This is a genomic window from Paenibacillus sp. PvP094 (genome assembly GCF_040546835.1).
Classification (GTDB): Bacteria; Bacillota; Bacilli; order Paenibacillales; family Paenibacillaceae; genus Paenibacillus; species Paenibacillus illinoisensis.
This window is the reverse complement of the sequence record NZ_JBEPOM010000001.1, coordinates 2,101,913-2,120,724: the sequence shown is the minus strand read 5'-3', so window position 1 is coordinate 2,120,724 and position 18,812 is coordinate 2,101,913. Positions and strand designations below refer to the sequence as shown.

The 18,812-nt window shown below is 43.2% G+C and carries 15 protein-coding genes; all 15 read right to left on the bottom strand.

Annotated features, from left to right (window positions below):
* Positions 1-86: 86 nt before the first annotated feature.
* Positions 87-1,448 carry a replicative DNA helicase gene (gene dnaB, locus ABIC22_RS09935; RefSeq protein WP_095290580.1) on the bottom strand — a complete coding sequence of 454 codons (1,362 nt, stop codon included), beginning with the start codon at positions 1,446-1,448 and terminating at the stop codon, positions 87-89.
* Between the two features lies 1 nt (position 1,449).
* Positions 1,450-1,893 (bottom strand): 50S ribosomal protein L9, encoded by a 444-nt coding sequence (gene rplI / locus ABIC22_RS09930; RefSeq protein WP_095290578.1) that lies wholly within the window; start codon positions 1,891-1,893, stop codon positions 1,450-1,452.
* Positions 1,890-3,878: a DHH family phosphoesterase gene (locus tag ABIC22_RS09925; protein ID WP_127537597.1), complete on the bottom strand. Its 1,989-nt coding sequence runs from the start codon at positions 3,876-3,878 to the stop codon at positions 1,890-1,892. Before ABIC22_RS09925 ends, rplI begins: the two co-directional genes overlap by 4 nt.
* A gap of 11 nt (positions 3,879-3,889) precedes the next feature.
* The gene (locus ABIC22_RS09920) at positions 3,890-4,810 is read right to left on the bottom strand and encodes a DUF2232 domain-containing protein (RefSeq protein ID WP_251642846.1); all 921 of its coding nucleotides are present in this window, start codon (positions 4,808-4,810) and stop codon (positions 3,890-3,892) included.
* The gene (locus ABIC22_RS09915; protein ID WP_095290575.1) at positions 4,807-5,109 is read right to left on the bottom strand and encodes a MazG-like family protein; all 303 of its coding nucleotides are present in this window, start codon (positions 5,107-5,109) and stop codon (positions 4,807-4,809) included. The genes ABIC22_RS09920 and ABIC22_RS09915 overlap by 4 nt, the downstream gene beginning before the upstream one ends.
* Positions 5,110-5,293: 184 nt before the next feature.
* Positions 5,294-5,719, bottom strand: a complete 426-nt coding sequence (locus tag ABIC22_RS09910) for a CBS domain-containing protein (protein ID WP_127537599.1) — start codon at positions 5,717-5,719, stop codon at positions 5,294-5,296.
* 174 nt (positions 5,720-5,893) lie between these two features.
* The gene (locus tag ABIC22_RS09905) at positions 5,894-6,928 is read right to left on the bottom strand and encodes an LCP family protein (RefSeq protein WP_127537600.1); all 1,035 of its coding nucleotides are present in this window, start codon (positions 6,926-6,928) and stop codon (positions 5,894-5,896) included.
* A gap of 258 nt (positions 6,929-7,186) precedes the next feature.
* Positions 7,187-8,779, bottom strand: a complete 1,593-nt coding sequence (locus ABIC22_RS09900; protein WP_354480499.1) for an MFS transporter — start codon at positions 8,777-8,779, stop codon at positions 7,187-7,189.
* Between the two features lie 283 nt (positions 8,780-9,062).
* Positions 9,063-11,495: a S9 family peptidase gene (locus ABIC22_RS09895; protein ID WP_354480496.1), complete on the bottom strand. Its 2,433-nt coding sequence runs from the start codon at positions 11,493-11,495 to the stop codon at positions 9,063-9,065.
* 105 nt (positions 11,496-11,600) lie between these two features.
* The gene (locus ABIC22_RS09890) at positions 11,601-12,494 is read right to left on the bottom strand and encodes a D-alanyl-D-alanine carboxypeptidase family protein (RefSeq protein WP_354480494.1); all 894 of its coding nucleotides are present in this window, start codon (positions 12,492-12,494) and stop codon (positions 11,601-11,603) included.
* Between the two features lie 634 nt (positions 12,495-13,128).
* Positions 13,129-13,692 (bottom strand): S24/S26 family peptidase, encoded by a 564-nt coding sequence (locus ABIC22_RS09885; RefSeq protein WP_354480491.1) that lies wholly within the window; start codon positions 13,690-13,692, stop codon positions 13,129-13,131.
* Positions 13,664-13,966 (bottom strand): PqqD family peptide modification chaperone, encoded by a 303-nt coding sequence (locus tag ABIC22_RS09880; protein WP_354480488.1) that lies wholly within the window; start codon positions 13,964-13,966, stop codon positions 13,664-13,666. Before ABIC22_RS09880 ends, ABIC22_RS09885 begins: the two co-directional genes overlap by 29 nt.
* On the bottom strand, positions 13,944-15,278 hold the full coding sequence (locus tag ABIC22_RS09875; RefSeq protein ID WP_354480485.1) for a radical SAM/SPASM domain-containing protein: 1,335 nt from the start codon (positions 15,276-15,278) through the stop codon (positions 13,944-13,946). The genes ABIC22_RS09880 and ABIC22_RS09875 overlap by 23 nt, the downstream gene beginning before the upstream one ends.
* A 36-nt stretch (positions 15,279-15,314) precedes the next feature.
* Positions 15,315-16,562, bottom strand: a complete 1,248-nt coding sequence (locus tag ABIC22_RS09870; RefSeq protein WP_354480482.1) for an MFS transporter — start codon at positions 16,560-16,562, stop codon at positions 15,315-15,317.
* 407 nt (positions 16,563-16,969) lie between these two features.
* Positions 16,970-18,796: an oligopeptide ABC transporter substrate-binding protein gene (locus ABIC22_RS09865; protein WP_354480479.1), complete on the bottom strand. Its 1,827-nt coding sequence runs from the start codon at positions 18,794-18,796 to the stop codon at positions 16,970-16,972.
* Between the last annotated feature and the right edge of the window lie 16 nt (positions 18,797-18,812).

The window sequence follows — 18,812 nt, the reverse complement described above, 5'->3', positions numbered from 1 at the left end:
GAATCTATTTATAAGTCCATATTAACTAGTAGTTGATGAGCACAGAATCTTCTCTATTATCTAGCAAAATATAACGTAACTATCATCTACATCGCAAAGGCATCATTATGGGCCCGCTCATAGTTAACGAACTTATTGAAGTTTTTGAGGAAGACCAGCTCAACCGTACCTACCGGACCATTACGCTGCTTGGCGATAATAATCTCGATAATATTTTTCTTCTCGGTCTCCTGGTTATAGTAGTCATCCCGGTACAGGAAGGCTACGATATCGGCATCTTGCTCGATCGAACCCGATTCCCGCAAGTCACTCATCATCGGACGTTTATCCTGACGCTGCTCTACACCCCGGCTCAGCTGGGACAAGGCAATAACCGGAACCTCAAGTTCCCGGCCAATCTGTTTCAGTGTACGCGAGATCTCCGATACTTCCTGCTGACGGTTCTCGCCCGCTTTACCGCGGCCGCTGATCAGCTGGAGGTAGTCGATCAGAATCATGCCAAGACCTTTTTCTTTTTTGAGACGACGGCATTTGGCACGAATATCAGCTACCGTAATCCCTGGTGTATCATCGATATAGATCTCTGCTTCGTTTAATGCAGCGATCCCCATCGTCAGCTTTTGCCAGTCCTCATCACCTTTGAATTCACCGGTACGAAGAACCCCTGCATCTAGATTGGCTTCCGCACAGATCATACGCTGTACCAGCTGCGCGGCTGACATCTCCAGACTGAAGATGGCTACCGTCTCTTGCGCCCGAATGCCAACATTCTGAGCGATATTCAAGGCAAAGGCTGTCTTACCTACCGAAGGACGCGCAGCTACAATAATCAAGTCACTACGCTGGAATCCGGCAGTCATCTTGTCGAGATCGATAAATCCGGACGGAATGCCCGTTGTGGTTCCCCGGTTCTGATGCAGCGTCTCGACTTTGTCGAACACTTCCATCAGTACATCCTGAATGGCGATAAAACCGCTGCTGGAACGTCGGTTGGAAATCTCCAAAATGCGCCGCTCTGCTTCACCGAGCATCGCAGCAACGTCTTCACCGCCCGTATAGCCTTCACTAACAATCTGCGTAGCTGTACGGATCAAGCGCCGCAGCATTGATTTTTCTTCAATAATCTGTGCGTAGTAATCCACGTTGGCAGCCGTAGGCACACCATGAGCCAGCTTCGCTAGATAGCTAACGCCGCCAATGTCCTCCAGCTCGCCTTTATCCTTTAGACGCGAAGTCAGCGTGACAAGGTCAATCGGTTGATTTTCCTCTCCAAGCTGAATCATCGCTTCAAATATCAATTGATGGGGCTTATCATAGAAATCCTCGGTTTGCACCCGTTCCATCGCTGTAATCAGGGCCTCGCCCTGCAACAGGATTGCACCCAGCACAGCCTGTTCGGCTTCCAGGTTCTGTGGGGGAATCCGGTCGAATAACATTTCGCCGCCCATCTTACTCCTCCGTTACCTGTACCTTCAAGGTAGCCTTCACTTCAGGGTGAACCTTGACGGTTACTTGCGTTACGCCGAGTGTGCGAATAGGCTCGTCCAGCTCAATTTTGCGTTTGTCGACTTTCAGACCTTTTGCAGCCAGAGCTTCAGCGATTTGTTTGCTTGTAATTGCACCGAACAATCGGCCGCCTTCGCCGGATTTTGCTTTCAGTTCAGTTACTTCTGCTTCCAGCTTTTTGCCGAGGACTTCCGCTTCAGCCTTCTCTTCCTGCTTGCGTCTTTCCTCCGCTGCATTCTGGTTATCCAGCGTCTTCATGTTACCGTCTGTTGCCAAGCGTGCCATTCCCCGTGGCAGAAGGAAATTTTGCGCGTATCCCTCGGATACTTCCTTCACTTGTCCTTTTTTCCCTTGACCTTTTACATCTTTTATAAAAATGACTTTCATTCGAACAGCCCCTCTTCCTTTTCGATTTCAGCCAGTACGTTCATCAGCCGTTTTTCTGCCTCTCCAAGCGTTCCTTCCAATTGCACGGCAGCATTCGTCAAATGTCCGCCACCGCCAAGTCTTTCCATGACGACCTGAACATTCATGCGGCCCAGTGACCTTGCACTGATGCCAATCAGTCCATCCGGACGCTCACTGATAACAAATGAAGCGACCACATCCGTCATATTCAGCAATGTGTCTGCCACCTGGGCAATCATCATCTGTGAAATCTTGCTGCCGGGATCCGTGACCGCCAGCGCAATATTCCCGTATACCATTTTAGCATGCTTTATGATTTCTGCCTTAGCAATATATTCTGACAAATCCTCTTTCATGAGACGCTGGATCATAATGGTGTCTGCACCACTGCGGCGCAGGAAACCTGCGGCTTCGAATGTCCTCGAACCTGTATGCAGTGCAAAATGCTTCGTATCCAGCGTAATCCCGGCCAGCAGAGCCGTTGCTTCAAGCGGAGTGAATTGTACCTTGTCATGAATATATTGCAGGAGCTCAGTCACAAGCTCCGCAGCCGATGAAGCATATGGCTCCAGATAGATTAATACCGCATCGTTAATGAATTCCTCTCCGCGGCGGTGGTGATCCACCACCACGACGCGATTGGCTGATTGCACAAGCTTCGGTTCCATCGTCATTGATGCCTTATGGGTATCCACCACCACGAGCAACGTATGCTCCGTCATCATTTGTGTCGCTTGTTCAGGTGAGACGAAGGCTTTGGACAATTTCTCATCCTTATTCACCTGCTCCATTAATCGTTCGATGGATGGGTTGATTCCATCCAAGACGATTCTTGCTTCTACATTGTATAAACTTGCTGCCTTCCACACGCCGATTGAAGCTCCGATTGCATCCATGTCCGGCATCTTGTGACCCATGATCAGCACTCGATCGCTCTCCTGCATCAAATCACGCAAGGCATGGGCAATTACCCGGGCTCTGACACGTGTACGTTTCTCCACAGCATTGGATTTTCCGCCGTAGAAGGATAGACGTTGTCCGGACTTCACAGCAGCCTGATCCCCGCCGCGTCCAAGCGCCATATCCAAACTGGACTGTGCCAGTTCACCCATCTCACTGATCGTATCCGAACCAAATGCGAGTCCAATACTGAGTGTCATCGGAACTTTAAGATCCGCCGTCATCTCTCGCACTTCATCCAGAATGACGAAACGGCTCTGTTCGAGCTCCTGCAGCGATTTATGATTCAGCATCATCAGATAGCGGTCAGAAGAGAGACGGCGTAAGTAAACTTCATATCTCTTCGCCCAGGATGTAATCTCGCTTGTTACCCGCGCAATAAGCGCAGTACGCTGCTGATCGTCCATTCCCTGTGCTGCCTCATCCAGGTTATCCAATACCAGAATCCCCAGTGCAATGCGTTCATTCTCATATTTATCGCGCAGTATGGCAAGCTCCGTAATCTCGTAAACATATACATACCGCTCCTGCGGATTGTGAATAACGCCATAGAACCGGTCATCCAACTGGAACTCATCATGAAGTTCCTTGGCCGGTTCTTTGGTTCCATCCTTTTTTTCTTTCGGCTGAGGCAGCTTCGGGAAAAGGTTAAGCAGTGGATTGCCCACCATCGTCTTTTCCTGAAACATCTCCCCAACGAAACGGTTGTGCCACTCTACCGTACGATCCTCGCTGTACAGCACGATCCCGAATGGGAGCATGCTGATTGCTTCGCCCTCCATTCGTTTGATGCGAATAGACAGGCCGTTAATGTAGTCGTTAAGCTCGCGGCGGAACGCCATCTCCGCCTTAATCATGACGATTCCCAGCGCTGAAGCCAGTATCAGACTAATCAAACCAAGCGCCCAGTTATAGATGGTCACGAACATAACAAGCAGAAGCAGCAGTATGAACGCCCATACGGTATAGTAGCCGTGCCAGCGTTTCTTCAGAAATTTAGGCATGACTCATCACCCTAACGTTTTGGTCTCGATATTGCCTCGCGAAGCGGGAACGCCAGATCGATAATCCCGATAATCCGAAGCGGCCCAATGAAGAAGACCGCAACCGCCAGCAAATACGGTATAACCGGGTTCCACTTCTTCGCATGTGCCAGGAAGAAGAAGAAACCGATGGCTTGAATCATGAAGCCCAGATTAATCAAAGGCGACAAGTTCATCGCAATCATGGTCCAGTATGTCCCATCGCTCTGTCTAGAGATGACCTCGAAGAGCAGTGCCAGGAAGTAATACCAGATCAGAGCACGAGGCATACGCCATTCGCGCGCTGGTGGCAGCTTCGATACGGATACACCCATCACATTCAGAATAGGACGAGCAATCACGTGTGTGATAAGCGACATCACCATGGATGTCACAACCAAAGCGAACGGAATCATGAGTTGTGTCTGCCTTGCGACATCCTGAGTCATTTCAGGTGTCCACGCAAAGCCATTTACCATTTGATTAGACGTATTCGTTAGTGGTTCAATTGTAAGTCTCACCACATCATCAATATAACTCGACAGATCGAATTGGAAGATGACACTTCCAATCAGCAAGAGCAGCAGGTATTCTGCCAGCATGGCTCCGGTTCCCGCCAATAATGCGAACAAGGCCGATTTCCTTTTCTTATAGGCATTACCCATAATGATCGCAGGCAGGGTGAATAGCAGCAGCAGTAATAAATAGATCGGATGAAACAAGACTAATATGACCGCTACCGGAACAAGGTGCCATATAAATGATTTTACAGATAAGGAAGCATACAAAATAACTCCGGGTACCATCATGAAAAATATGGCGAGAACCGATAAAGGAGTTAACAGCGAAAGCAGCAAGAGCAGGTATACTGCGCTCCAGACGGCTGACTTCAAGCTAAATTTCAACAAATTCACCTCTTACGCATATGATCTTCTAGCGCGGATATATCCTGGTACCAGTCTTCAAGCTGGTGACCTTCCGATTTGTGCTTTCTCAACTTCTCAATTAACAATGCATCCAGATCCTTGAAAGGAATACCGAGCCTGCGGCCCAATATGTAACTACTCATCATCAGACTGGCGAGACTGTCCCCGATGCGGGAGGTACTGCCTTCCCATAACGCTTTAAACAATCGGGATACCTGGTCAAGTACTTCGGTTTTCAGCCATTCAATCACTTTAGCGCGTTTGGCTACATCCAGTTCTTTAGGCATATTGGCGAAAGTCACTCTCCCCGAAAAAGCTTTATTCTCCATTATAGCATAAAAAGGGGGTCCACAAAATCATCCCCCATGGCAGGAAAATGCCCGCGCTTCTTATGCTTCCTAATGCTTAACATGATACTGAGAGGCTCTGATTATCCGCGTTCACTGAAGCTTAATTTCATTTAATGATTTCTTACTTGGCTTTCATGGACTCTTTGGCGACAATGCCTTCACAGTATTCAATGATCTGACTGCGCCGCACAATACCAATAAAACGTTCCATATCATCGACCACAGGCACAAAGTTCTGTACCTTGGCCAGATTGATCAGGTCTTCCATATTGGCATCAATGGATACTGGCTTAATATCGAGGCGAAGAGGTACATCTTTGAGTAGGAATTTTGAAGCGTTTTCAAATGTAATCTTTCCCTCAGCGTTTTTCATATACCACAATAGATCACCTTCGGTGACCGTGCCTATATATTTGCCTTCCTTATTCAAAATGGGTACCGCCGTAAACCGGTGATATTCCATCCGTTCCAACGTTTGCCGCAGAGTAGAATCCGACGTTACACAGGTAACCTCTTGCTTAGGCAGCAAAAAAAATGCGATGTTCATACCCTTACGTATCCTCCTTGTATTTCTACTTCAAGTTACGCCTCAACTTATATTATACGGATCAAAACGCAAGATGTTCCAAAAGGTTGAAATCGCCCTCCAATGAAAAAATCAGCAGCCCGCTCATTAACGTACTGCTGATTGTAGTCATAAACAAGGTCTGTATGGAATTCATTAGTCGATCGCTTGCCGGTCTGGAACCATGACTTCACCGGCTGGGGTCGATTCATCCATCCAGTTGTTAATCAGCTCTTTGGCATATTGGACATCCTTCTCATCCGCCTGACCATAATAGATACCGTCTTTGCGCATTCCTTCACCGAGAATGGTGAAGCTTGAGATTTGCGGTTTATCCTGGGTCATGACCTGTTTGGCCAGGTCAGTAATAAATGATGGCTGCATGTCTGTCTGGAAGTTCTCTCCCATAATCTGAATCAATTCCGGGATTTTCGTAATCTGATTCAAACTCAGCATTTCGTTTGCCATGGCGTTCAGGAAAATCTGCTGCCGCTTGGTACGATTAAAATCACTATCCTCGCGGTATCTTACATAATAAAGGGCTTCCTGACCATCATAGATCGGCTTGCCGCCTTCAATCGTGAATTGCACGTGATTCGGATCCTTATTCACGATATCCTCTTCAATCGGCAGCTTCACCCCACCAAGCGCATCCACGACCTTTTTGATTCCGTCAAAATTGATCGTTGCATAGTAGCCTACATCCGCATCCAGAAACTTCTCCACTGTATTGATGGACATATTCTCCCCTCCGAAAGCGTAGGCATGCGCAAGCTTGTCGTAATCATCTACGCCATCCTTGTTGGCATCACGTCCAACAATCTGTACATAAGTATCACGGGGGATGGATACGAGCAATACACGCGATTCCTTCGGTCTGACCACGGCATAGATTACCGTATCGGAGCGACCACGCGTTTTCTCGTAAGCACGTTTGTCAGAACCAAGCAGCAGCACCGAAAACGGCTCTTTGCGATAGACGGTTGGATCAGGCGTTTTATTGCCCTCCTGCGGAACATACGATTTGGACAATTGGCCCTCTACAGAGCCTGCCAGGAACAGGTCAAATGCAGCTACAGCGAGCTGCTGGCGAAACAAATATCCGCCAATTAACAAAACAACGAGCGACACGAGAGTAATATATATGCCTTTTCTTCTTTTCTTCTTCTTTTCTTTAGTTCTGCTTTTCATTCATCGATTCCTTCTTCACTGTCAAAATGAAATTCGATACTACATATCATTAAACGTCTGAAACTGCTTATGACACGGTGCTCTCTGAACTTTTCTCTATCTCGGACAGGAACAACGCTCACGCTCGTTCTATTTTAAACATTGCTACAGGGCGAAAAGTTACAATACGGTTAAATTGAAAAGAACAGCACTTCCTTTTTGGCTCGTTCAAAGGTAAGGCTGTTCTCTTCAAATTATACGTATATCTATTCTATAAGGTCAATTGGTGGATACTGTATTCACACGTTTGTTTTTCTCTCGTGTACGCAAACGTCCAGTGATCAGGGCAGCTGCCAGGGTCAGCACACTGAAGATAACGGCAGACCAGAAGAGCCCGTTGTAACCTTGACCAGTCGTTTGATGAACGGCTTGGAGCAGCACATCCCGAATACCCGGGTCTGGAATTTGGGACAATCCTTCCGTCAGACTCGCGACATCACTTCCCGATGCTCCGCCTGCTCCTGAGGCATATTGTTGAAGCACTTCTGGAGGAACCTGGATTCCCTGATCCGCAAGGCCTGTCTGAATATTGGAACCCAAATTGGAGAACGAACGGGCGAGAAATCCTGCAAAGATGGTAGGCGCAATGGCCATCGCCATCTGGCGGAATAAGGAACTGGTTGCCACAGCAATGCCCTTGTTGTTCTCACCAGCCTGTTCCGTGACGAGCACGTTTACCGGCGCCCCCAGCATCATGCCGAAACCGATCCCCACAAGTACACTCGCAATCACAAACTGCCAGATATGCTCTACCCATAGCGGGAATAGCAAGAATCCAATGGCAGACAGCAAACCAGCGACGGATAAGGTCCAGATCGGTCCTTTGCGGTCAACCAGGTAACCACCACCACCTGCGCCAATTCCTGATGCCAAGGCAAGCGGGGTAAACCAATAACCTGAAGCCGTACTGGATACACCCAGATATTGCTCCACGAAGCCTGGAATGAAGATTACGGATGCCAGAATCGCTCCCGAGAAAAAGGCAATCAGCAGCGTCCACCGAAAGGACGCAATGCCAAGAAGTTGAGTGGATACGACAGGTTCACGTTGTGAGCCTTCCAGCCTTTTTTCCAAAAAGTAAAAGAGCACCAGAATAACCACACCTGCCAGGAAGAAACCATAGAACATCGGAGAACCGAGGCTCTGCAGCATATCGACACCGTCCAGATTACTGAAGCTGTACATCAAACTCAATACCCCGAGTGTGAGAACAGCAATACCGCTCCAGTCCACAGCAGCACGGTTTAACTCCTGTTCTTCATGGATAAATCGAATGCCCGCGATAAATAAGAGAATAGCGATCGGTACATTAATGAGGAATAACCAGTGCCAGTTTCCCGTAATATCCAAAATAAAAGCACCAATGTTCGGTCCCAGAATCGCAGCAACACCATTCATGCCTCCAAGCAAGCCTAAGGCTGTACCCTGACGTTCAGCAGGAAACTTGCTCAGCACATACGAACTGGCAATGATAAAGATCCCGCCACCGCCCAGCGCCTGGATGACACGCGCAACCAGGAAGAAGGTAAATGATGGACTCATTGCGACAAGCAATGAACCTATGCCAAACAACGCGACTTCAATTAAAAACAGCTTTTTACGGCCATAACGGTCCGACAGCTTCCCTGCAATCGGTACACTCACCGCAAGACCAAGCGTATAGAGAGTAATTGTCCATGCTCCCCACGTCGGAGATACTCCAAATGAAGCATTTAGCGTCGTCAGCGATGACGTGATAATACCATTATCGAGTGCAGCCATGAATACCCCTATCGCAAATAAAATGAGCGGCCATTTCATTTGTTTTTGCATCTCTACTTACCTCCCCGATCAGATCACAATTGCCCAGCATATGCCGGGATGTTACATATATATTAAACAAATTAGAGCAATAATGACTCACTGGTCATTTTAAAACAAACAGATTTCATATGTCAATTCATTAATATGAATTTACACTGGTTATTAGCATAATTTTAATGAAAAAAAGCTGCCCCCCAGATTGTGTTTGAATCTAACCTGAGGGACAGCCCGCTGCCTTATAAAGATTACCTATGGCTGCTTAATTTAGCGGTACGAATAACTTGGATGTACACTATTCCTGCATCAGGTGACGATTGAGGAATTTCTCAATGGCCCGATACAGATCAAGCTGATTCTCAACATTAGCGAAGCCATGACCTTCGTTCGCTTTTAACATGTAAGGTACATCCACACCACGTTCGCGCAGTGCTTCCACGATCTGATCAGATTCTGCCTGTTTAACCCGCGGATCATTCGCACCCTGTACGACAAATAACGGCGCCTTCATCTGATCGATATGGAATAATGGTGAGGCTGCGGTCAGCAGCTCCTTGTCTTTCACCGGATCACCCATGCGCTCATAGAACATGTTCCGCTCAGACTCCCAATAGGGTGGAAGGGAATCCAGCAGGGTGAACAGATTGGAAGGTCCCACATAGCTAATTCCGGCAGCATACACGTCCGGCGTGAATGCCAGTCCGGCTAGCGCTGCGTAACCTCCATAAGATCCTCCATAAATGGCTACACGTTCTGGATCAACTGTCCCTTCTTTAACCAGCCAGTTTACGCCATCCGTAAGATCGTTCTGCATCGCTTTGCCCCACTCTTTGTTTCCTGCATCCAGGAACGCTTTGCCATACCCGGTGGAGCCACGGAAGTTCACCTGCAGTACAGCATACCCGCGGCTGGCAAGGAACTGGATTTCCGGACTGAAGCCCCATGAGTCACGAGCCCATGGACCGCCGTGCGGGACAACAACGAGTGGTAGCCCGGAAGCTTCCGCCCCGTTAGGTAGTGTCAGATAGCCATGAAGGGTTAAACCATCACGTGACGTATAGGTCACAGGTTTCATATCCGACATTTTGCTCTCATCAATCCATGGTGCGGCATCAGCCAGTTTATCCAGCTTGCCTGTCTTCGAGTCGTAGAAATAATAGGTGCCCATCGACTTGTCACTATAAGCGGCGAATAGGACCTGACCTTCTTCGCTCATGTTGGAAATGCTAACTTCCTTGCCGGGCACTTTGGCTTGAAGATCCTGCATTAATTTTTTGAACTCGTCATCGAAGAATTCATAGTTTACCTTGTCTGTCTCATAAACTGCTGCAAGAATTGTCCCCTTCTCTTTCGAAGGTACGAAGCTGGTTACATCCACATCTTTGTTTTCATAAATGGTTCTAGTTACCTTCTTGGTGCTCGGGCTAAATTCCACGATAGCTGTTTTATCCCGATCCAGGTTGGACGCAACATAGATATTTTTGTTGTCATAGGTGAACATCAGTGGAACAAACGTCTCTCCCAGCTCTGTGGTGAGCAATGGCTCAAACGGTTTATCCTCCGAATCACGATACATTAACGAGGATACGTTGCCATCACTGGATACGGCTACACGAATCTTACCTTCGTGATCTGTTAACCAGCCCGAGATATTACCTGGATTCTCAGCAGCAAGCACAGCTTCGCCTGTCTTAATGTTGATGCGGTATACATCAAAGATCCGAGGATCACGTTTATTCATGCCCACCAAAATTTCATCTGGAATGCTCTCCAGTGGATCAACCAACATGGCTCTTGTATTGGGGTATGGGGTAAGATCCTTGCTGTTTTTCCCATCAATATCCGTAACATAAATATGATAATTCTCGTCCCCGGCTTCATCCTTCACATAGAGCAATTTGTCATCGGTAGCCCATACAAAGGCAGCAATATTGCGATCGGTTTCACTTGTAATCCGGATTGGCTTGCCTGTACCGTCATTTTCCTTAACCACAACGTTCATACGGTTATTCCACGGTTCCAGATACGCCATATGTTTGCCGTCCGGTGACATCTTGAATCCAGCCTGAGCAGGCTGCTTGAAGAAATCCTCTAATGGTGTAAGACCCTCCGCTGCTACATCAAGCCCTAGTGCCAGATACAATGCTTCGGCAAATTCACCATGAGTTACTGTACCCTTGGCATTAAACGCAGTGCCTTCAATGATAAAATGCTGCTTGAGGCGGACCGCATCCTCGGCATGCACTGCGGGAATCTGTTTCATATCACTGTATACGACCTGAATTCCGTTATCCTTCAACTCAAATGCACGGGTAAATAATGAGGCCATCTGTGCTCGCGTAAGGGGTGCATCCGGTGCATAGCCTTTGGCTTGTCCCTGAATGAGACCACTCTGCTTCAATGCATAGATGGCTGGTGCGGCTTCATCTTGAGCCAGAACATCAGCGAAGCCTGTAAGAGAAGCAGGTGTATCCAGCTTAAGTACACGTTGTAGGACGATTGCTGCCTGAGCACGCGTTATTGGTGTCTGTGTTTGTTTCATTCCATCTGTTGTACCTTCTATGTATCCCAGTTGCTGGAGCGTCTGTGCTATCTTCGAAGTTATGGCTTCAGCAACGGCTGCTGTAGGCTTGCTTGCTTCGGCTGCCAGAACTGCAGGCTGAATCAGAGCAATCGACATGGCCATGGTTAGCGTTACAGCATATACCTTCTTGCTAATTGCGTTCAATATTAAGTCCCCCTTATAAGTGAATTACAGAATAATATGGAATTATTCGTAAATCATTTTACCATGATAATCCATAAGTTTACAGTTAGGGGAATACGGCAACATTTAATTCTTTGAGCCAGAGAAACCATAATTGAGCAGTTTGCGCGTTTCGTTAAAACGGCTTTCACGGCTTTCTGTACCAAATACGACCGAGATTAGTCTTTTGCCATCGCGCTCTGCTGTTCCTACAAAGTGGTAGCCTGTAAGTGGATCATAGCCAGTTTTCAATCCGTCATTGCCATCGTAAGCGTAAGGTCCTCCAATGGAGGATAGCATCCAATTCTTGTTACTCATATAAATCCCTTTTTGATGCATGGATACCTGAGTTTGGCTGGAGACCTGAAGTACTTCGGGGTAATTTTCAATCAGATATTGTGCAAGTTTGCATGCATCCGTAGCTGTCATGACCGTCTGTCCCTGAATTACATCAGGACGATGAGGACCTAGCTGTTTCTCACTTAGTCCCGTGGAGTTTCTGAAGACGGTATCCGTTGACATGCCAATCTCCGAGGATTTCTCATTCATCATCTGTACAAATGACTGCTCTGTACCACCAATATGCTCTGCAAGCGCAACAGCTGCATCATTAGCGGAATACACTGCCATCGTTTGGAAAAGCTCCTGTACTGTAAATCTCTCACCTTGCTTAAGTGCAACCTGAGTGCCTCCCACCGAACTGGCGTACAGGCTAACATTAACCGCATCATCCCAGCGTGCCTCGCCATTCATAACAGCTTCCATGACGAGCAGCTCTGTCATCAATTTGCTGATACCCGCAGGGGCCATTTCTATTGAACCGTTATAATCCATCAAGATCTTGCCTGTACTCAAATCCATCAGTACCGCAGATTCCGCCTTGATTCCCGGTTTGCCTATCAGTATGTCCGGTTTAACACCCACATATATAATGACCAGCAGAGCCAGCAGCATTCCTGCCCGTTTCCACCATCTTTTCATCCGTGAATCACCTCTTATAGATATAGACGAATGAAAGAGGCATTTGGTCTGCACTTTTTTGCAAAAAAGTTAAATTTATTATTTGTCATAATTCGTTAAAAGGGTGCTCTCTTTAGAGAGAACACCCTTTTTGAACTGTCGAGTTATATAAAATTTTATCTTCCACTTCCAATTAAAAGGCCGCATTCACACGCAGCAACAGAGATAGTGTTGCCTTTTTTAACGTTCGGCTTTACGTAAGACATATCATTCACTCCATTCAAATAATATGTTATCTTTCAGTGAGAATCTACATTGACTGCATATTCACTATTTATGTTTATAATGAATAAATTCAAACATTATAATAAGATCCTATCTTCCACTTCCAATTAATAATCCACAATCACACTTTGCTTCGGAAACATTAGTAGTTTTCTTAATAGATGGTTTAATGTAGTTCATATTTTTCTCTCCCCTCAAAGTTAATAATAAAACTGTTTCACCCGCCCCCTCCAACTAAGAGACCACATATACAACTAGCAGAAGCAATCATACCCTGACTTTTATTTATAGATGGTTTTACATATTTCATACTACTCCTCCTTTCTCTGTAATTTAGACCACAGATATATAAAAGTATAGAACTGTTGTCTCAAATACATACGACAGAATCAAACAAAGTATTAACTTCTTCAACTTTATTTGGATCAAGTTCTGTTACTAGTAGCACTTTGTCTTTTTTCTTAATTGGCTGTTCATAAAACTTATAAAACTTATTCAGGACTGACTCAGTGTAATGATTGAAAATAGCAATAACACTATATTCTTTTCTTATTATTGGAGATAATGTTAAGTACTCTTTAAAATGAACATTTTCAATAATCATATTATGATTAGAAAACAAAAATTGCTTGTCACTAATTTTAAATTTCCCAATTATACATTTTTTGTTTTTTGGAATATCATAATTTTTATTGTTGTCTCCAGAAGAGAGGAAGATTTTGTCGTTTATATAATTAATCCTATGCGAAATAAGTTTGTGCCTACCATCTTCAAACAGTATAATATCTCCTACACTATAAGAATCACTATCACAAACATATCCATGCTCATTGTTACACAGGGTCGGAAACATACAATCCCCGCTAATATTTACTTTAACTGTTTTTCCAGACTTAACAGCTCTTCTAATGAAATTGTTTTGCTTCAACATCATCGTATATCCCTATCACATCATGAATTTCTAATTCGCTCAAAAACTCTGTAACATCCTTCTTTACTTCATCAAGCATAGACTGATCTAAATTAAATGCTCCCATAAGCTCATTTACAATATGTTCATGAGAAGCTTTATTTGATATGGTACTCCATATATATTTAGCAACCACATCATCCAAAATCAGAGTATTACCGGAAGGAGTTAGTAAATATATACCTTCTAAATTCTCATCATAAAAAATTTCTTCTTTAATTTGATACAGTTTGGACATTTGCTTTAGCCTCCTTTTTACTTTCGCGAAAATATCTCCACATTAGTTCAATAAAATTCATCTTTATAAATTCGCATTCATAAGTGTTTGTTCCATTGACTTTATTAGTATCACTCCATTGTATTGCACGACATCCTCCACCACACATATATTTAAAAGAACAACTTTTGCAAGTAGGTAGGTTGTCAACATGACGATCTCGCGATTCTTTAAAAACATGCGAATCATTGTATATACCAGCCAAATCATTATCTTTAATATTGCCTGCTAAAAAAGATGACTCATGCATCAATTTACATGGATACACATTACCACGACTATCTATAGAAAATTCACTAAGTCCATGTCCACAGTGTTGCTGCAAATTAAATTGTTTAACAGCAAGTCCTTGAGAATGATATTTATTCATGACAGTACTTTCATATTGGAGACGTTGAGTATAATTCAACTCATAATTATTTTGTTTTCCTCGCCCTAAGCCCGCCAAAGGAACTACTACAAGTTTAGAATTAGTTTTTCTAGCATAATCAATGATATCTTCTACTGCATCAAGATTATTCTTGGTGACAGTCTGATTTATCTTAAGTTTCCCTCCAGCCTCTAATAGCAATTCAATTGCTCTCATAGCAAGTCTCCAAGCCCCCTTGCCTCTATTAGCATCATGTTCTTCTTTTTTCAATGAATCCAAACTAATAGTGATTAGATTAGTGAGAGAAGATAGTTTTCGTGCCATATCTATATTTTGAATAAATGCACCATTTGAAATGAGATTGACTAGTAATCCAACATCCTTAGAGTATTCAATCAATTCCATCATATCTTTCCTCAGAAATGCTTCTCCACCCGTAAAAGTGATGATTTCTGTCCCAAGATCTTTAATCTCACGAATTACCTTTTTTGCTTCTTCTGTAGTTAGGTCCTCTTTCATTGATCTTGTTGGGCCGCTATCAGCATAACAATAAATACAACTCAAATTACACTTATAAGTTGAAACGAAATACACAGTTTTCGGTTTAGTAACCTTATTCGAAAGTATAAAGTTATTCTTTTGAATATCCTTGTCGATTTCTTCGCTAATCCTGTACAAATTAAGTAAATTCAAAACCTGATTAACTTCTTTTTGATTGTAATCTAATAGCAATTGGTCTTTTGTAACAAAATCAAACAAATATCTGGTGGCTATCTCGTTTTGATCCTTATCTAGTACAACCCATGAACTTTTTATCAAATTATGAATTATATATTCTCCTTTATGATGATAAACTGCAATATTCCCTCTTCTAGTTACAATAGCTTCTTTTAATCTATTCATATTAAATCACTCCTCAGAATTAGTAAGACACATTTTTCACATTATCTTATCAATAGATTTAATATCCTGATCTAAAAGTGGAAAAACAGACCAAATACTTAACCATATTCCTGAAAATACATATACATAATTTGCACTAACAATATCACTAATATAGCCACCTAATAGGGAGAATAAAGGTACCGTTACGACAGAAATTGCTAAGCTTAATGATAAAACTCTGCCTCTGACCTTTTCTTCGACAGCATGCATAAAAAATGAATTAAATATAATCCTTTGCATGGTTAATAAACCAGCGAATATAAAATACAAAGTTCCTCCTACATAAATATCTGAAAAAAAAGAAATTAAAATCAAACAAAAACCTGCTAAACATAAAGTAATGGAAAATATTTTACCTGGTGAGATAAGTTTATTAACATAACTTACGAGTAAGCCTACAATAAAACTCGAAACGATAGCACCAGCATTAAAGAATCCATATTCTTTAGATCCGCCTCCATACTGGGTTGTTATGAGAACAATTAAAAGTGGAGTAATCATAGAAGTAACATTCAAAATAGTAGACATAAATACTAATTTGAAAAGGGGCCGATTTGATTTGAGATAAACATAACCTTCGATTAATTCTGTAAAGAATCCACTCTGTTTACTTTCAATCTCCACTTCAGCTGATTTGGACATATTTTTCAAGTTAGAAATCTTGGAAAGATCAAATAGCAATAATAGCAGCAGACTTGCAAGTAAATAAACTCCTGAATGAATTAACATAATTCCTACAAATCCTATCAAGGCTAAGATAAACCCACTAATTGTATTGCCAATGAGTTCAGCAAGATTTGTTGATGAAGATACATAGCCATTAACACGTACAAGCTCTTCCCTCGGTACAATTTGTGGAAGCAGTTTATTTTTTGCAGGTACAATAAATAGCATGCAGACATTATGAATTAACAAGCTTATGTAAATCATTAAAATTAAATAATCAATCGAATACATAAAGAATAGTGATAGTAGGAGACCTACCATGATCATTATCATATACCCATATTGCATTCCTTTTTTTGGATGAAACCTATCTGAGAAAACACCCATAATTGGACCAATAAATATGTGTGTCAAGAAAGTCACCGTAGTTATTAAGGAAGCTGACAATGCAGAATTAGTTTGCTCGTATACATATAAGAAGATCACAACACTAAAAATAGTATCAGCTATTTCAGTTAAAAATTGATTTGTTATAATCACAATTGAATTCATTATTTTTATCTTTTTGAAATTCATATAAGGTACCTTCTTTTTAAGTACTTCTCTCCATTTCTAAACGAAAATTATCACCACCAATTTGAACTATATATTGAAATAATTATACTATATAAAGGTAAATATTTCAAATAAAAAGAATAAAAAAGCATTAATTACATTTTCTCACAAGTAGTAAAATGACACTTAACCACTAGCTTCATAAATCAAATTCTCATAAATTTACTAACAACCTCCAAGATAAGTTATTTGCACTTTATCTTAAAAAAAGTAAAAAATAAATGTGTTCTTAAAATGAAAAAACATAGATTCTATACACCTTCTACCAGAGTGTAAAGAATCTATGTTGATTTTGCAGTGGGAACTCTTAAATCCTAGTAAACGGCCTCGTTAAGGACCCCAATCCTTAAAGTCGCTACTTTGGCAAGCTACTCGGCTACAATTGGTTTGTCTGCATTGACGGCTAAATCGCTCAGATATAAACCTGTGCCATCCCCAATCGCAAAGTTCATAACACGTTTGTTAACAGGTACTATTGAAGCACGATATAAAGTAGGGAAGACAGGTACTTCATCAACCATATATTGTTGCCATTCATTATAAATCTCTTTACGTTTGTCTACATCGAATGCCTCAGCTGAGATACCTTGTGCAAGCAGTCTGTCATTCTCCTCGCTAGAGAATCTGGAGAAGTTGTATAGGGCATCTCGACCGTACAATCCGGCAGGATCTACATCAATCCCTACTGTCCATGCTGCTTGATACACGTCAAGGTTAGGATCATCTTTACCATTATTACCTACACGATCATAAAAACTGTTAAATTCAACCATTTCCAAATTTACTTTTAAACCAATTGCTGCCCAAGATTGAACGTAATAACGCGCTAGTGGTTCAGCAATATCACTACCTGTCATGGAAGCAAAGTTAATTTCAAGTGGAGTTCCATCGGGTTTTGTACGGAATTCACCATCAAGTTTGTAACCAGCTTCGTCCAGCAATTTCTTAGCTGCTTCTGGATCGTACGTAACGCCAGGATTGCTGGAATCATGGAATTCTGGGTGAGACGGTGGAATCAATGTAGTTGCGTTCCAACGCAGACCGTTGTAGAAACGTTTACCGACTTGGTCGTTGTCTACAGCCATCCACATGGCTTTACGCAAGTTTTTGTCAGCCATTTTTGCATCAGGATTCGTTACAACTTTTCCGTTTTCTTCATCCCATGTACCCAGTTTGAAACCGATGTACGTATAAGCACGGTCGATTGCACCCAAGAATTCCACGTTGGACATATCTGCATTGTCTTTATATTGATCTGTAGGGAATGCATCCACGAGGTCTACCCCGCCAGATTTTAATTCTTGGACAACCGTTGTTGGGTTGATAACTTTCAGAGTCACTTTATCCAGTTTTGGAGCTCCTCGCCAGTAATCTTCATTTTTTACGTATGTTACGGACTCACCTGGTGTGATTGTTTCCACTTTAAATGGACCAAAACCGATTGGAGTTTCACGCACTTCTTTGGAAGAGGACATTTTTGCTACATCCATACCACCGAAGATATGTTTAGCCAGCGGATATGTCCATACGCCACCTGTCAGTAGAGACGGTGTAGATTGTTTGTATGTGATGCTGATTTGTTTGTCGCTCAGCACTTTGATACCGGAGATCGTTTTTGCTGTTCCAGCATGGTATTCATCCATACCTACTACACTTGTGAAGTTGGAATCGTAACGAGGACCATCATAGGCCTTGTTACCAATTACTTCATAAGCAAATTGCAAGTCTTCTGCTGTTACCGGCTTACCATCATGCCAGTTTACATTATCACGAATGGTCAGTGTGAACGTTTTTCCATCTTCGGATGTTTCATATGTTGCTGCACCATCATTGGTATATACATAGTCTTTATCCCAAGTCAGCAAACCTTCATCAAACCATTGCAAAACTTGTGCATCCGGATTCCCGGAATAAAAATTGTAGTTTAATGTACCTTCAAAAGCAGTATCAGATACTAGGCCGAATGTAAGTGATCCACCTTCAATGGCAGTGCCCTCGTTGGTTTTAACATTGTTAAAATCCTCGATGGAGTATACGCCTTCTTCGTTAGCAGGCTTCTCCTCTGTCTTCGTCTCCCCTGTGTTCGAAGAAGGCGTTGGTGTTGCTGCCTCTTTCTCCGAGCACGCCGCAAGCGCCAGTACGAAGACCAACATCATCGTGAAAAATAGTCCCCGTGAAAAAAATCTCTTTTTCATGAACCTTTCCTCCCTT

Excerpts from the sequence above, each read along its gene's own strand:
- ABIC22_RS09925 (WP_127537597.1), bottom strand. The coding sequence starts at position 3,878 with ATGCCTAAATTTCTGAAGAAACGCTGGCACGGCTACTATACCGTATGG.
- ABIC22_RS09900 (WP_354480499.1), bottom strand. The coding sequence starts at position 8,779 with ATGCAAAAACAAATGAAATGGCCGCTCATTTTATTTGCGATAGGGGTA.
- ABIC22_RS09905 (WP_127537600.1), bottom strand. The coding sequence starts at position 6,928 with ATGAAAAGCAGAACTAAAGAAAAGAAGAAGAAAAGAAGAAAAGGCATA.
- rplI (WP_095290578.1), bottom strand. The coding sequence starts at position 1,893 with ATGAAAGTCATTTTTATAAAAGATGTAAAAGGTCAAGGGAAAAAAGGA.
- ABIC22_RS09890 (WP_354480494.1), bottom strand. The coding sequence starts at position 12,494 with ATGAAAAGATGGTGGAAACGGGCAGGAATGCTGCTGGCTCTGCTGGTC.
- dnaB (WP_095290580.1), bottom strand. The coding sequence starts at position 1,448 with ATGGGCGGCGAAATGTTATTCGACCGGATTCCCCCACAGAACCTGGAA.
- ABIC22_RS09915 (WP_095290575.1), bottom strand. The coding sequence starts at position 5,109 with ATGCCTAAAGAACTGGATGTAGCCAAACGCGCTAAAGTGATTGAATGG.
- ABIC22_RS09865 (WP_354480479.1), bottom strand. The coding sequence starts at position 18,796 with ATGAAAAAGAGATTTTTTTCACGGGGACTATTTTTCACGATGATGTTG.
- ABIC22_RS09875 (WP_354480485.1), bottom strand. The coding sequence starts at position 15,278 with ATGAATAGATTAAAAGAAGCTATTGTAACTAGAAGAGGGAATATTGCA.
- ABIC22_RS09870 (WP_354480482.1), bottom strand. The coding sequence starts at position 16,562 with ATGAATTTCAAAAAGATAAAAATAATGAATTCAATTGTGATTATAACA.
- ABIC22_RS09910 (WP_127537599.1), bottom strand. The coding sequence starts at position 5,719 with ATGAACATCGCATTTTTTTTGCTGCCTAAGCAAGAGGTTACCTGTGTA.
- ABIC22_RS09885 (WP_354480491.1), bottom strand. The coding sequence starts at position 13,692 with ATGATGTTGAAGCAAAACAATTTCATTAGAAGAGCTGTTAAGTCTGGA.
- ABIC22_RS09880 (WP_354480488.1), bottom strand. The coding sequence starts at position 13,966 with ATGTCCAAACTGTATCAAATTAAAGAAGAAATTTTTTATGATGAGAAT.